Here is a 13,520-nt window from a genome sequence, read left to right on the forward strand (position 1 = left end):
TAGATTGATAGCAAAAGCCCCGCAACAGCGGGGCTTTTTTTATAACGCATCACTTATTTGCTGCAGTTCAACCGGATTAAATTTATAGCACATATTGCAGTATTCACAGGTCATTTCGAGTGATCCTTCGGCAATATGTTCACTGAGTGCTTGCTTGCCGATGCTGTATAACGCGGTTTTACATTTTTCTTTTGAGCAACCACAGACAAAATGTATATCTTGCGCCGGAAATAACTCAACTTGTTCCTGATGAAACAACCGATACAACATTTGCTCAGCAGGTAAGGATAATAATTCGCTGCCCGTTATGGTATCGGCCAATATGACTAATTCGGCAAAATCGGCGGCAGCTTTTTCAGGTTCCACTGGCAGTACCTGCAACATAAAACCGGCTGCAGTATTTTTGCTGGCAATGTCAGTATAAATGTACAAGCGGGTGGGGAGTTGCTCAGATTGGGCAAAATAGCTCTCTAAGGTGCTGGTTAGGCCATCGCCGGTTAGCGGTATGATGCCCTGATAACGTTCACCTTGCTTCGGGGTAATGGTGACGATCATATAGCCTTCACCAATTAATTCCCGAAAGCTATCGCCGCTCAGTTCTGCCTGCAGTCGAACTACTGCCCGGAAGTTTTGCTTGTTGTCGCCGTTTACTGCGGCAAATTTTACCGGCCCATCACCTTGCAGTTGTACGGCAATTTCACCATCAAATTTAAGCGTAGCAGTAATTAAGCTGGTTGCGACGACCAGTTCAGCCAGTAATTGCTTTACCGGCAGCGGGTAATGATGGTTTTGCAGCATTTGATCCAAACTGTCAGCCACATGTACCAGCTCGCCTCGTACGTGTTTTTGTTGAAACAAAAAACGGTGTAATTTATCAGGGATCATAGTGTCTCTCTTACTGCTTGGATTTTAAAAGGAGTAACTGGCGGCGCATTTTTTTATCCGGCTTAGTATCGGGGTGCGGTGCAAACAAGCTATTCGTTTTGCGTAGCTCCGCTCGTGCCAGGCGCTGCTCAGTGCTCGCTGCGGTTTCATGGTATAACGCTTGGGCAAGTGCTGCAGCCAGGCGTTTTTCTGACAAACCCAGCACCTCTACCACTTTATCGTCAGTACCTTGGGCAAGTTTAATAATGGCGCCAACTTCTACCTGGCGGCTTGCTTTGCAGCGCTGGCCATTGTAGTGTACTTTGCCACCGTCGATCATGCTTTTAGCCAAGCCGCGGGTTTTATAAAAACGGCATGCCCACAGCCATTTATCCAGACGAATACTGTCATTCTGCTGCTGTTTGGCCTGAGGTGTTGTCATAATTAACCTATATGCTGAACTGAAAGTGCATTATAGTGCCAAACGAGCGGTGAAGCGTACACTAAGGATTATTTTTACTGTTAGTAAGTTGTGAAAATAACCGCTGGCTCTTGTTGGCTGCCCGACAACTGAGTAAGATGAAGCTGAAACTATTATAAGAAAGCTGAGATGAATCTGTCCTTGTCATTGCAACATTTTAATCGCTATAGCCAGCACTTGCCGGTCAACACCTTACGCAGGCTATTGAATGTGGCATTGGTGCTGCTGCTTGCCTGGTGGATAGCGCGGCTTAGCTGGCAATTACTTCCCTCTCCTGAATTAGCTGAACCAGCATTGCTGCAACAGCCGGCCGCGTTAGTAACGGGCAAGTCAGCCATTAACCTTGAACAACTGCTAGATTATGCGTTATTTGGCCAAGTTAGTGCAGCGCCAAAGCAGGTAGAAACAGTGGTAACTGAGGCACCTAAAACGCAGCTTAATGTCAAACTTACCGGTGTAGTTGCTCAGGCTAATCCCAATAACGGCAGTGCCATTATTGAAAGCCGTGGCAGTGAGGCCACTTATGCTATCGACGATACCATAGAAGGAACTAATGCGGTGTTAAAACAGGTATTAGACGACCGGGTACTCATTCAGCAAGCCGGTCGCTTTGAAACCTTAATGCTCGATGGTATCGAGTATACCAAAATGGCTCAGGCCAATGCGGGTTTAGGCCGGGTGGATAATCCTGATATAAATTATGACAACGATCAGGTTGTGGCACTTCAAGCTGAAGCCCCGGCACTTGACGCCAGCGATTTAGGCATCAGCAGAGATGAATTGCTGGCAGAGCCAATGAAGTTTTTCGATTTTGTCCGGGTATCGCCACAGCGCAATAATGGGGAACTGGTAGGCTACCGCTTAATGCCAGGCAAAGACCCTGCACTGTTTAACCAACTGGGTTTGCAGCAAAATGATCTCGCGGTAGAAATAAACGGTATTCCACTAAACGATTTGCAACAGGCAATGCGGGTTATTAATGACTTACGGGATGCCAGTGAAGCCGCCATTAAAATAGAACGGGACGGCGAAATCAGAGATATTCTGATTAGTCTGTCGCAATAACATTATTAGATAACAATTGGTTAAATTCTCATGATAGCAGGCCGTTTTTTCAGGATTTCTAAGCGTTCAATAGCGGGTTTACTGGCGGGCGCGGTGTTTAGTTTTGCCATACTGGCCGATACTGAGGTGCAGTATTCCCCTAATTTTAAAGGTACCGATATTAATGAGTTTATTAATATTGTCGGCATGAACCTTAAAAAGACCATTATTGTTGATCCACAGGTTCGGGGTCGCATTAATGTGCGCAGTTACGAAATGCTGAATGAAGAACAGTATTATCAGTTCTTTTTAAATGTGTTAGAAGTGTATAGCTTTGCTGTGGTTGAAATGCCAAGTGGCATTTTAAAAGTGGTGCGTAATAAAGATGCTAAAACCTCAAATATTCCGGTAGTAAGTGATGATGCTCCAGGCTACGGTGACGAAATGGTTACCCGGGTGGTGCAGGTGCGTAATGTGTCGGTCCGCGAGTTGGCGCCATTGTTGCGTCAGTTCAGCAATCAAGCCGGTGGTGGCCATGTCGTTAACTATGATCCGTCGAACGTTATTATGATGACCGGGCCGGCTGCCGTAGTGAACAGGTTGGTAGACATTATTCAGCGGGTAGATAAAGCTGGCGATCAAGAACTGGAAATTTTGAAACTAGAGTTTGCCTCTGCTGGTGAAATTGTCCGGATCTTAGAAAACATTTATAAGAGTCAGGGCCGGGCGGAACAGCCAGATTTTCTGATCCCGAAAATTGTCGCCGATGAGCGTACCAACAGTGTTATCGTTAGTGGTGAATTACAAGCGCGGCAACGGGTTATCGCGTTAGCCAAGCGGCTGGATGCTGAACTTAAAACCAGCGGTAACACCCGGGTATATTATTTAAAATATGCAAAAGCAGAAGAACTGGTACCGGTACTAAAAGGGGTTAGTGAGTCTATTGTGGCCGAAGTGCAAGGTGGCGCCACGGCAGCGGGTAGTCAGGGAGCAAGGCGCCAGAGCTCTGGCCGTGAAATAAGCATTGAAGCGCATGCCGGCAGCAACTCATTGGTATTAACAGCACAGCCTGACATGATGCGATCCTTAGAAGAGGTTATTCGGCAGCTGGATATTCGCCGGGCACAGGTACTGGTAGAGGCGATTATTGTTGAAGTATTTGAAGGTGATGGTACCGACTTTGGTGTGCAGTGGTTAAATAAAAATGGCGGTGGTACTAATTTTAACAGCGGTAATACTATCCCGATTATTGGTGTAGCCGGAGCAGCTTTAGCGGCAAGGCCTACGGCAAACCCACCTCGTGTAGAACAATCGACCATACCTGGTGTACCCAGTACCACTATCCCTGTTCCAGATACCGAGGGTGACTACAGCCTTGCCGGTCAGGTATTGGGAGGATTAAACGGTGCTATGGTTGGTTTTGTCAGGGGTGACTGGGCCGCTATTTTGCAGGCTGTACGCACCAGTACCAATTCTAATGTATTGGCCACACCGCATATCACCACTATGGATAATGAGGAAGCTTTTTTCCTGGTGGGGCAAGAAGTGCCGGTGATTACTGGCTCCACTACCGGTGCTAATAATACTAACCCTTTTCAGCAGGTGCAGCGTCAGGAAGTGGGTATAAAATTAAAAGTAACGCCACAAATTAACGAAGGTAATGCGGTGCTACTAACTATCGAGCAGGAAGTTTCCAGCATTGGTGGCGCTACCGCGGTAGATATCACCATTAATAAGCGTGAAATTAAAACTACCGTTATGACTGATGACGGCGCGACGGTAGTACTGGGTGGTTTAATTGATGAAGATGTACAGGAAAGTGAATCTAAAGTACCTATTCTGGGTGATATTCCGCTATTAGGCCATCTATTTAAATCGACCAGTGTGACCAAGCGAAAGCGGAATTTGATGGTATTTATTAAGGCGACCATTGTGCGTGATGGTTCAGCGATCAGCGGTATTAGTAAGCAAAAGTATAACTATATTCGTGCTGAGCAACTTAAGCGCGATGCAGAGGGTATTCGGTTAATGCCACTGACTAAACAGGCGGTATTGCCTGAATGGGATGATTCACTAACCTTGCCGCCAACTTTTGAGCGTTTTATGGAAGAGCAGCAGCTACCAAAAACTGACCAAGAACCTGCTATTGGAAATCGTGATTAATGGAAGGCCTGGTAGCAGAAGAAGATGTAAAGCCGGTAAGTAGCCGCATTCGCCTGCCATTTGGTTTTGCCAAGCGTCATGGTGTATTACTACAACAGCAGCAAGATGGCTGGTTGCTTTATGTGCAACCGACTACCCGGCCTGACTCGGTATTAGAAGTGCGCCGGCTATTAGCCGAGGGCTTCACAATAAAGTCGCTGTCTGCGAGTGAATTTGAAGCGCTGCTTGAGGCCAGTTATCAGCGTGACTCGTCTGAAGCACAGCAATTGATGGAAGATATTGGCAACGAGGTTAATCTGGCCTCGTTGGCCGATGACATTCCTGAAACCGAAGATTTGCTGGAAAACGAAGACGATGCGCCCATTATCAAGCTTATCAACGCTATGCTGGGTGAAGCCATTAAGTTAGGCGCCTCAGATATTCATATAGAAACCTTTGAAAAAGCCCTGATTATTCGCTTTAGGGTAGATGGTTTACTGCGTGAGGTACTTAGGCCGAACCGTCGTTTATCTAGCTTGCTGGTGTCGCGAATTAAAGTAATGTCAAAAATGGATATTGCCGAAAAACGAGTGCCGCAAGATGGCAGGATTAGCTTGCGAATTGCCGGGCGGGCTGTCGATGTGCGGGTATCGACTATGCCATCAAGCCATGGCGAGCGGGTGGTACTGCGTTTACTGGATAAAAACAACTCTCACTTAAATCTTGCTGACTTAGGCATGACACTAGCGGTACAACAGGCGGTTTCAAAGCTTATTTTAAAACCGCATGGCATTATTTTGGTGACCGGACCAACGGGGTCGGGTAAAAGTACTACTTTGTATGCGGGTCTTACCGAGATTAACACCAAAGATCGTAATATTCTAACGGTTGAAGACCCGATAGAGTACGAGCTGGAAGGCGTGGGTCAAACTCAGGTTAACACCAAAGTAAATATGACGTTTGCCCGAGGTTTAAGAGCCATTCTACGGCAGGATCCAGACGTGGTAATGGTGGGTGAAATACGTGATCTGGAAACCGCACAAATAGCGGTACAAGCCAGTTTAACCGGCCATTTAGTGTTATCTACCTTGCACACCAATACCGCTTCTGGTGCTATTACCCGCTTAGAAGATATGGGGGTAGAAGCCTTTTTACTGTCATCCAGTTTGCTTGGCGTGTTAGCTCAGCGCCTGGTGCGTACCTTATGCATCCACTGTAAAGAATCGCACGAGCCGGATAAAGAACAGCGTAATTTATTGGGTATCAGTAAAAAAGATGGCCAGGTTATTTTTCGGGCTAAGGGTTGTGAACACTGTAACTTTACTGGTTATCGTGGCCGTACCGGTATTCATGAGTTGCTGCAGGTTGATGAAACTATTCGCGAAATGATTCATAACGGTAAAGGTGAGCAGTCAATTGAGAAGTATGCCCGGGCGCACTGCCCTAGTATTAGGGTAGATGGGTTCAGTAAGGTCATTGCCGGCGAAACTACCCTGGAAGAGGTATTGCGGGTTACCCGCGAGGATGTGTAATGGCCGCATTTGAATATCAGGCGCTGGATTTACGCGGAAAAAAAAATAAAGGGGTGTTAGAAGCCGACAATGCTCGTCATGCCCGGCAATTATTGCGTGAGCAAAAGTTAACCCCGCTTAGTGTTGAACTGGCGTCGCAGCAAGAAAAATTGGTGGCGTCGGGTCGCAAATGGCTTAGCCGGAAAATTTCTGCTGCCGAATTAGCCTTACTTACCCGCCAACTGGCAACCTTAGTTGAAGCGGCCTTACCGATAGAAAGTGCCTTACTGGCTGTGGCTGAGCAGTGTGAAAAGCCGCGCTTACAAAATATGATGATGGGTGTTCGTTCAAAAGTGGTTGAAGGTTATACCCTGGCTGAGGGGCTAGCCGAGTTTCCACATGTGTTTGACCATTTATTTCGCTCGATGGTGGCCGCCGGTGAAAAGTCGGGCCATTTAGAGCAGGTGCTTAACCGGTTGGCGGATTATACCGAGCAACGGCAGTATATGCGTAGCCAGATATTGCAGGCGTTATTGTATCCGATAATTTTGACTTGCTTTGCTGTGCTGGTTATCAGCATTTTGCTGGCGGCCGTGGTACCTAAAATTATCGGTCAGTTTGAGCACATGGGGCAGTCGTTGCCAGGCAGTACGTTGTTTCTGATTGGTGCCAGTGATTTTATTCGACATTATGGCATTGTACTGGTGGTAGCGCTGATGATCTTAGCCGTGCTCTGGCAACGGGCACTGCGCAAACCCGCCCTGAAATATCGCTGGGACCGTTTTACCCTGCGCCTGGGCATGTTTGGTAAAGTAAGCCGCGGCTTAAATACAGCCCGCTTTGCCCGCACCTTAAGTATTTTGAATGCCAGTTCGGTGCCGTTACTCGAAGCCATGCGCATCAGTGCTGATGTGCTGAGTAACAGTTTTATGAAAGAAGCGGTTACGGCCGCAACTGGCCGGGTACGTGAAGGGACATCGCTGCGCAATGCGCTGGAACAAACCAAAATGTTTCCACCAATGATGCTGCACATGATAGCCAGTGGCGAAAAAAGTGGCCAGCTTGACGGCATGTTAGAGCGAGCTGCCAATGCTCAGGATAAAGAATTTGAGACCTTGGTAACAGTATCATTAAAGGTGTTTGAACCTGTGCTAGTGTCAGTAATGGCCGGCATGGTGTTGTTTATTGTGATGGCAATACTACAACCAATTTTAGCGTTAAATAATATGGTAGGTGGATAACATGTTAAGGCAAATACAAAAAGGTTTTACCTTGCTTGAAGTAATGGTGGTTATCGTTATTCTGGGTATTATAGCCAGTATGGTGGTACCCAACTTAATGGGTAATCAGGAGCAAGCGGCCCGGCAAAAAACCGTGGTAGATATTCAGCAATTGGAAAGTGCGCTGGATATGTACCGCCTGCGCAATGGCTTCTACCCTACCACTGAACAAACTATGCAAGCGCTGGTAACGGCACCCACCACGCAGCCAGCGCCACGGTCGTTTCCTGAAGGTGGCTTTGTAAGGCGCTTACCGAAAGATCCCTGGAACGAAGATTATATTCTGGTGAGTCCGGGGCAGTTAGGCCGGATAGACGTATACAGCAAAGGGCCTGATCGGGTTGCCGGCACTGAAGATGATATTGGTAACTGGAACCTGGATGAAGCAGAAAGTAGCAATAATTAATGCTTAATCAGCCATTTACCCGCCTGCATCAGCAGGGCTTTACCTTGTTGGAAGTTATGCTGGTGCTGCTGTTAATAGGCTTGCTCGCAACCACGGTCGTGCTGAATTTTTCTGGTGACTCCCCCGAGCAGCGGCTAAATAAAGAAACCGAGCGTTTTCAACAGGTGTTTCAGTTTGTTGCTGAAACGGCCATGTTAAAACAGCAAGAGTGGGGCCTAGTGTTGCAGGAAAATAGCTACAGTTTTGTGTATTTTGACGGTGAAAAATGGTTGCTTGCTGATGAGCCTAAAGCGGCGCAACGCTATGAGTTGGCGAAAAATTTTCTGTTGCAACTCGAGCTGGAGGGGTTACCTGGCAGTGAATTAAGTTTGCTAAGCCAGTTAAACTGGCAGGACGACGAAGCTGCCCAAGCTGATGTGGAGCAACCGCCGGTATTACCCCAGGTATTTATTTTATCATCGGGTGAAATCAGCCCATTTCAGCTAACGTTTCTGTTCGGTGAGCGGCTGGAACAAGTCAGCCAGACCGTCGGTACCGATTTTACTATTCCGCTTAACCGCACTGATGTGGTAACGGTGCGCTAATGGCCAACCGTGGTTTTACCTTATTAGAATTACTGGTGGCTATGGCTATTTTTGCCACGGCCGGCCTGGCAATTATGCAGGCAAGTTCCGGACATATCAGGGCGCTTAGCCAAATTGAAGAGCTGACTATCGCCAGCTACGTTGCTAATAACCAGCTGCAATTGGCCACGCTGGAGCCGAATTGGCCACCACGGGAAATAGTGCAAGGTGAAGTCGAGATGGCTAACCGGCAATGGTTTTGGCGCCAGCAAGCTACTACCGTACCCGACGCAGAGCTGCGCCAGCTAGTACTGAGCGTGAGTTTAGCGGAACAACCAGACGACGTGCTATATCAGCTTAAAACGTTTATAGGTAAACCAAGTGGGTAAGCAGCAGGGTTTTACCTTTATTGAAATGCTGCTAGCTACGGCAATTTTTGCCATGGTGGGGCTGGCGTCTATTGCGGTACTCACCAGCGTGACGGACAGTGATTCGGCGTCACAAGAAAGCACGGAGCGGATCCAACAATTACAGCGCACTATGTTAATGCTGGAGCGCGATATTATGCAAATAAGTGCGCGTTATGTCCGGCTAGAGGGTGAAGCTGCGGTTAAATATCGCTTGTATGGTGAGCAGTATTTGCTGGGTAGTGAAGATCACGGTGTAAGTTTTAGCCGCCAGGGTTGGCGTAATCCGGGTAATATTTTGCCCCGCAGTGAAGTGCAATTAGTGGCGTATCGCTTAGAGCAAGGCCAGTTGCAGCGTTTGTTCAGTTTATACCCAGACGCAGTAACCGGCACTGAGCCGCTAACGCAGGTGCTATTACAGGATTTAACGGCGTTTCGGGTCAGTTATTTACAAGGTGAAACTTGGCAGGAAAAATGGCAGGACAGCGTTATGCCCAAAGCATTAAAAATAACCTTAGTGCATGATTACCTTGGTGAAATAGAACGGGTGTTTGCTTTACCCTCAGGCTTAGTTGTTCAGGGCACAGTGGCTGCTCCTAACCCCAATGCAGCAGGGCAAAATAGCGGTGATACTAATCGCAACAGCTCGGCCAACCCAAATAACCCGAGGCAGCCGGGCGAGCCAAGACGAAGGCAACGTTAATGCGGACTTCACAGCGGGGTGCTGCGCTAATCACCGTGTTAATGATTTTGGCAATAGTGGTGGTAATAGCGGTTAACATGACCGGGCGTTTGCAGTTGCAATTACAACGGCAGCAAAACGTGCAACAGCAGCAGCAGGCCTTTTGGTATGCCTTGGGTGCCGAGCAATTTGCCAGGGTATTACTCAGTCGCAGTTTGAGTGGTCAGGATACCGTTAATTTGCAGCAAGACTGGGCACAAAGTGGTGCTAGCTTCCCGGTTGATGATGGTAATATTGCTGGCGAAATAATCGATTTACAAGCCTGTTTTAACCTCAATGCATTACAACAAGCTGGCCAGCGCGGGCCTTCAGGACGCATTGAACAAAGTGTAGCGCAGCGCGGCTTTACCCGGTTACTGGAGTTAGTTGCCAGCGATTTATCAATGCCTGCTGAATACTTAACGGCTCGTATTCATGACTGGCTGGATGAAGACAGTTTGCTTAGTACAGCAGGCAGTGCGGAAGAAGATGACTATGCTGCTTTACAGTTTCCATATTATAGCGCCAATTCATTAATGGCTTCGGCCAGTGAATTACGGGTAATATTAGACATTACCCCGGCTGATCTGCAGTTGTTGTTACCTTATATTTGTGTGCTGCCGGAAAACAGTCAACTGTTATTAAATATTAATACTTTAACCGAGCAGTCGGCCGTGTTACTGGCAGCACTTATTCCGGAATTAACCGAAGCCGACGCTATTGATATGATTGCCGAGCGGCCGGAAGCCGGCTTTACCAGTATTGATGAATTACTGGCACTGCCACAATTGGCTGGTATTGAAATGTCAGATGACGTAAAAGCGATATTAACAATAAAATCCAGTTACTTTCAGTTACTCGCTACGACATCTTATTTAGAAAGTGGTTTCGTGCTAACGTCAATATTCAGAGTCGATGATGATAATACAGTCAGGGTATTGGCCCGGCGATTTGGAGGCCAGGGGTGAGTGAACAGTTAATTATCAGGTTAGGTAGCCGCGCCGGCCAAACTATTAGTTGGCTGGTATGGGCCAGCCATAATGCTGAGGTTATTGCCTCAGGAGAAATCGGCAACGCCGGCGAACTTGAGCAGCTAGCAGTGCGTTTAGGTAGCCGTCCGGTTATTGCCTTGGTTCCGGCGTCTGATGTGGTATTAAAACACATTAGCCTGCCTACCCGGCCTACCCGGCAAATTTTGCAAGCGTTACCCTATATGCTGGAAGAAGAACAAGCGGAAGATATTGATCTGCTGTGGCTGGCACTGGGTGCTTTGGAGCAACATGATGGACATTACCTGCAACACGTTGCGGTAGTGCAACGTGAGCGGATGAACAGCTGGCTAAGCTGGCTTAATAATGCTGGTTTTAATGTGGTGCGGTTGTTGCCAGATGCGCTGTTGTTACCAGAAAATCCGTTACCAGCGTGTATTGAACTTAATCAACAATGGTTATTAAAGCAAGGTGCCTGGCAAGCAACCGCTATTGATAGCAGCTGGTGGTCGCAATATTTGGCATTGGCTGCAATACCTAATATTGCCAGCTATAGCCCCTGGCCGGCCGATATTATGCAGTCACAGCAAAACATGGAACCTGAATTGCCGTTGGCTTTACTGGCAAAACAGTTGCCAGAAATAAGTTTTACCTTGTTGCAGGGGCCTTATGCCCCGAAGCGTCAGCAAAATAAAGTCTGGCAGCAGTGGCGCAGTAGTGCTGTGTTAGCCGGGGTGTGCCTACTGACTTATTTACTGGTGCAAGGTTTATCTGTCTGGCAGCTGGAGCGTCAGTTACAACAATTACAGCAGCAAAGCTTGAGTGAATATCAACACGCTTTCCCCGGTGAAACTATTGTCAATTTGTCACGCCAGGTAAATCAAAAGCTGGCTGCAGTGGGAATGGCAGGGGAGACGGCTAATTTTTTAACCTTGCTCAGTGCTTTGCAACAGCAGTTAACTGAACTTGGTGACATAAAAGTAGACAGTTTACGGTTTGATGCCAGCCGTACTGAGTTACGTTTTTCTGCTAATGCTGCTGGTTTTCAATTATTTGAGCGCCTGAAAACTGCCTTAGAAGGTGCCGGCTATGTCATTGAGCAAGGCGCCTTAAGTAACGATGGCGCCAGAGTACAAGGTACAGTAACCATGCGGAGCAGAGCATGAAACAACAGGTTAATAACTGGTGGTCGAGTTTAGCAAGACGTGAGCAACGACTGGTTAGTATTGCAGCGGTGGTGCTTGGCATTGGAGTGCTTTATTGGTTTATCTGGCAGCCTTTGCATCAGGCAATAGTTACCAAAACCACGGCATTAAGTCGGGGGCAATTGCAATTGGCGCAATTGCAGCAAGCATTACCCCAATTGCAGCAAGCTAGTGCTAATCAGGGCAGAACCGGTGGTAGTCTGGCGCAAATAGTGTCTAATAGCTCACGTAGTTATAATATTACCGTTAGCCGAATGCAGCCACAAAACGACCAACTGCAACTGGTGTTGGAAGACTTACCTTTTGAGCAGTTATTACGTTGGCTTACCCAGTTACAAACCACTAACGGCGTTAAACTGGTTAGCCTGGATGTGTCTAATACTGACAGCAGCGGCATAGTGCGGGTCAGGCGGATGGTAATTGAATAGTATGACAAAGTATTGGAAGTTAAGTTTGTTGGCAGCCATCGCCTATGCGTTGTTTATGCTGTATTTGTTGCCAGCTGCCTGGTTGGTTAAATGGGCAGGATTGCCACCGGCAGTGGTTATAGGTCAGGTACAAGGCACCTTATGGCAGGGTACCGCCACGGTAGTACAATATCAGGGGTTGCAGTTTCAACAAGTACACTGGCGCTTTAATGGTTGGTCGCTACTGCGGCTTGCCCCTGAATTTCAGTTAACTGCGGGCAACGTTGCGGCGCGTCAGCAGCCTTACGCTACTGCCGGGTTAGGCTATAGTTTTAGTGGTATTGAGGTGAAGCAAGCTTTACTGCGGATACCGGTTAGCCAGTTATTGCCATTAATTGAACTGCCGCTGCCAGTAGCAGCCAGCGGTGAACTACTGGTAGAAATTCAGGACTATCAACAGGGCCAGCCTTGGTGCAGTCGATTAACCGGCAATGCCAGTTGGCTGGATGCCCAGTTGCAACCCCCCACCGGCACCTGGTTAGAATTAAACAGCATAGTAGCAGATTTACGCTGCGAGCAAGGAAGCCCGGTGCTAATCACTAATGGCAATAACAGTCTGGGGCTGGCTGTAACTGCTGCAGTAGATAATAACCGTTTAACCGTAAACGGCACCTTAAAACCTGACGCCAGCCTGCCGCAAGAAGTGCATCAGGCAATGCAATTTGTTGGCAGGCCCGATGCAGAAGGCCGCTACACCATCCGTTTTTAACTGGTGGGTTTACCGTTAATGGGTTGCCGCTGCCGGGCGCAGTTTAGAATGCGCCAGAATATCTGTTAGCAGCGGGGTGTAATCTGTAATAGCCGGAAAATCGCTGATGGTTTTGGCTGGAAGCTTGCTATCGGGGTTTGCTATTGCCAATAGGTGTTTAATACCAAAGTGTTGTGCTGCGGCCAGAATGGGCAAGCTGTCATCAACAAATAAGGTGGTACTTTTATCAAAACCGAGCCGCTGTTGCAGTTTTTGCCATAGCGTTTGGCTTTCTTTCGTTACCCCAAACTCATGAGTGGAGATAAGGGTACTGATATATTTAGCTAAGTCTGTTCGTTCCAGCTTTAATGATAAGCTGTCTGGGTGGGCGTTGGTTACTAACACAATATTGCGACCTGATTGCTTTAATGCTGTTAAAAATGCCGGCACATCGGGCCGCATCTGAATTTTATCCATCACCTCACGTTTTAACTCAGTGATCGGCAGTTGCAATCGTCTGCCCCAGTAATCCAGACAATACCATTCAAGTTTTCCCGTTAGTTGTGCGTATTCACTTTGCAACTGGGCTTTGGCACTGTCGAGGCTAATACCACTAATTTCTGCCCAGCGTAGCGGTAAATGTTCTAGCCAGAAGTGGTTATCAAAGTGTAAATCGAGCAAGGTGCCATCCATATCCAGCAATACAGTCTCGATTTCTGCCCAGTTCAGCATAGGTTTTTCCTGTTATTCGT

General features: G+C 47.6%; 15 protein-coding genes. 12 read left to right on the forward strand and 3 right to left on the reverse strand.

Annotated features, from left to right (window positions below; translation table 11 throughout):
* Nucleotides 1-39: 39 nt before the first annotated feature.
* Both hslO and hslR read right to left on the reverse strand, forming a co-directional pair.
* Nucleotides 40-885 carry an Hsp33 family molecular chaperone HslO gene (hslO, locus tag VT06_RS11450; protein WP_046554443.1) on the reverse strand — a complete coding sequence of 282 codons (846 nt, stop codon included), beginning with the start codon at nucleotides 883-885 and terminating at the stop codon, nucleotides 40-42.
* Between the two features lie 10 nt (nucleotides 886-895).
* Nucleotides 896-1,306: a ribosome-associated heat shock protein Hsp15 gene (hslR, locus tag VT06_RS11455; RefSeq protein ID WP_046554444.1), complete on the reverse strand. Its 411-nt coding sequence runs from the start codon at nucleotides 1,304-1,306 to the stop codon at nucleotides 896-898.
* Nucleotides 1,307-1,474: 168 nt separating this feature from the next.
* Between hslR and gspC the strand changes: the two genes are divergently transcribed.
* The 12 genes from gspC to VT06_RS11515 are packed head-to-tail and all read left to right on the forward strand — an operon-like array spanning nucleotide 1,475 to nucleotide 12,789.
* Nucleotides 1,475-2,410, forward strand: coding sequence for a type II secretion system protein GspC (gspC, locus tag VT06_RS11460; RefSeq protein WP_046554445.1), 936 nt, complete (start codon nucleotides 1,475-1,477; stop codon nucleotides 2,408-2,410).
* A 30-nt stretch (nucleotides 2,411-2,440) separates the two neighbouring features.
* A complete protein-coding gene (gspD, locus tag VT06_RS11465; RefSeq protein WP_052750235.1) occupies nucleotides 2,441-4,552 on the forward strand; it encodes a type II secretion system secretin GspD in 2,112 nt (703 codons plus the stop codon).
* Nucleotides 4,552-6,063: a type II secretion system ATPase GspE gene (gene gspE / locus VT06_RS11470; RefSeq protein ID WP_046554446.1), complete on the forward strand. Its 1,512-nt coding sequence runs from the start codon at nucleotides 4,552-4,554 to the stop codon at nucleotides 6,061-6,063. Before gspD ends, gspE begins: the two co-directional genes overlap by 1 nt.
* Entirely contained in the window at nucleotides 6,063-7,283 is a 1,221-nt protein-coding gene (gene gspF, locus VT06_RS11475; protein WP_046554447.1) for a type II secretion system inner membrane protein GspF, read from the forward strand. The genes gspE and gspF overlap by 1 nt, the downstream gene beginning before the upstream one ends.
* 1 nt (nucleotide 7,284) lies before the next feature.
* A complete protein-coding gene (gene gspG / locus VT06_RS11480) occupies nucleotides 7,285-7,728 on the forward strand; it encodes a type II secretion system major pseudopilin GspG (RefSeq protein ID WP_046554448.1) in 444 nt (147 codons plus the stop codon).
* Nucleotides 7,728-8,312 (forward strand): type II secretion system minor pseudopilin GspH, encoded by a 585-nt coding sequence (gene gspH / locus VT06_RS11485; RefSeq protein ID WP_046554449.1) that lies wholly within the window; start codon nucleotides 7,728-7,730, stop codon nucleotides 8,310-8,312. The genes gspG and gspH overlap by 1 nt, the downstream gene beginning before the upstream one ends.
* Nucleotides 8,312-8,680, forward strand: coding sequence for a type II secretion system minor pseudopilin GspI (gene gspI, locus VT06_RS11490; protein ID WP_046554450.1), 369 nt, complete (start codon nucleotides 8,312-8,314; stop codon nucleotides 8,678-8,680). The genes gspH and gspI overlap by 1 nt, the downstream gene beginning before the upstream one ends.
* Nucleotides 8,673-9,401 carry a type II secretion system minor pseudopilin GspJ gene (gene gspJ, locus VT06_RS11495; protein WP_052750236.1) on the forward strand — a complete coding sequence of 243 codons (729 nt, stop codon included), beginning with the start codon at nucleotides 8,673-8,675 and terminating at the stop codon, nucleotides 9,399-9,401. The genes gspI and gspJ overlap by 8 nt, the downstream gene beginning before the upstream one ends.
* Nucleotides 9,401-10,387, forward strand: a complete 987-nt coding sequence (gene gspK, locus VT06_RS11500; protein WP_046554451.1) for a type II secretion system minor pseudopilin GspK — start codon at nucleotides 9,401-9,403, stop codon at nucleotides 10,385-10,387. The genes gspJ and gspK overlap by 1 nt, the downstream gene beginning before the upstream one ends.
* Nucleotides 10,384-11,574, forward strand: coding sequence for a type II secretion system protein GspL (gene gspL, locus VT06_RS11505; protein WP_046554452.1), 1,191 nt, complete (start codon nucleotides 10,384-10,386; stop codon nucleotides 11,572-11,574). The genes gspK and gspL overlap by 4 nt, the downstream gene beginning before the upstream one ends.
* The gene (gene gspM / locus VT06_RS11510; protein WP_046554453.1) at nucleotides 11,571-12,041 is read left to right on the forward strand and encodes a type II secretion system protein GspM; all 471 of its coding nucleotides are present in this window, start codon (nucleotides 11,571-11,573) and stop codon (nucleotides 12,039-12,041) included. Before gspL ends, gspM begins: the two co-directional genes overlap by 4 nt.
* Nucleotide 12,042: 1 nt before the next feature.
* Nucleotides 12,043-12,789, forward strand: coding sequence for a type II secretion system protein N (locus VT06_RS11515; protein ID WP_046554454.1), 747 nt, complete (start codon nucleotides 12,043-12,045; stop codon nucleotides 12,787-12,789).
* Between the two features lie 15 nt (nucleotides 12,790-12,804).
* On the opposite strand, the gene yrfG is transcribed toward VT06_RS11515, so the two are convergent.
* A complete protein-coding gene (yrfG, locus tag VT06_RS11520) occupies nucleotides 12,805-13,500 on the reverse strand; it encodes a GMP/IMP nucleotidase (RefSeq protein ID WP_046554455.1) in 696 nt (231 codons plus the stop codon).
* Between the last annotated feature and the right edge of the window lie 20 nt (nucleotides 13,501-13,520).

Source organism: Arsukibacterium sp. MJ3 (assembly GCF_000987765.1).
GTDB lineage: Bacteria > Pseudomonadota > Gammaproteobacteria > Enterobacterales > Alteromonadaceae > Alishewanella.

What these genes read in the sequence shown, in the direction of transcription:
- gspH (WP_046554449.1), top strand. Translation starts at nt 7,728, where the DNA reads ATGCTTAATCAGCCATTTACCCGCCTGCATCAGCAGGGCTTTACCTTG.
- gspG (WP_046554448.1), top strand. Translation starts at nt 7,285, where the DNA reads ATGTTAAGGCAAATACAAAAAGGTTTTACCTTGCTTGAAGTAATGGTG.
- yrfG (WP_046554455.1), bottom strand. Translation starts at nt 13,500, where the DNA reads ATGCTGAACTGGGCAGAAATCGAGACTGTATTGCTGGATATGGATGGC.
- gspI (WP_046554450.1), top strand. Translation starts at nt 8,312, where the DNA reads ATGGCCAACCGTGGTTTTACCTTATTAGAATTACTGGTGGCTATGGCT.
- gspF (WP_046554447.1), top strand. Translation starts at nt 6,063, where the DNA reads ATGGCCGCATTTGAATATCAGGCGCTGGATTTACGCGGAAAAAAAAAT.
- hslO (WP_046554443.1), bottom strand. Translation starts at nt 885, where the DNA reads ATGATCCCTGATAAATTACACCGTTTTTTGTTTCAACAAAAACACGTA.
- VT06_RS11515 (WP_046554454.1), top strand. Translation starts at nt 12,043, where the DNA reads ATGACAAAGTATTGGAAGTTAAGTTTGTTGGCAGCCATCGCCTATGCG.
- hslR (WP_046554444.1), bottom strand. Translation starts at nt 1,306, where the DNA reads ATGACAACACCTCAGGCCAAACAGCAGCAGAATGACAGTATTCGTCTG.
- gspM (WP_046554453.1), top strand. Translation starts at nt 11,571, where the DNA reads ATGAAACAACAGGTTAATAACTGGTGGTCGAGTTTAGCAAGACGTGAG.
- gspD (WP_052750235.1), top strand. Translation starts at nt 2,441, where the DNA reads ATGATAGCAGGCCGTTTTTTCAGGATTTCTAAGCGTTCAATAGCGGGT.
- gspK (WP_046554451.1), top strand. Translation starts at nt 9,401, where the DNA reads ATGCGGACTTCACAGCGGGGTGCTGCGCTAATCACCGTGTTAATGATT.
- gspE (WP_046554446.1), top strand. Translation starts at nt 4,552, where the DNA reads ATGGAAGGCCTGGTAGCAGAAGAAGATGTAAAGCCGGTAAGTAGCCGC.
- gspC (WP_046554445.1), top strand. Translation starts at nt 1,475, where the DNA reads ATGAATCTGTCCTTGTCATTGCAACATTTTAATCGCTATAGCCAGCAC.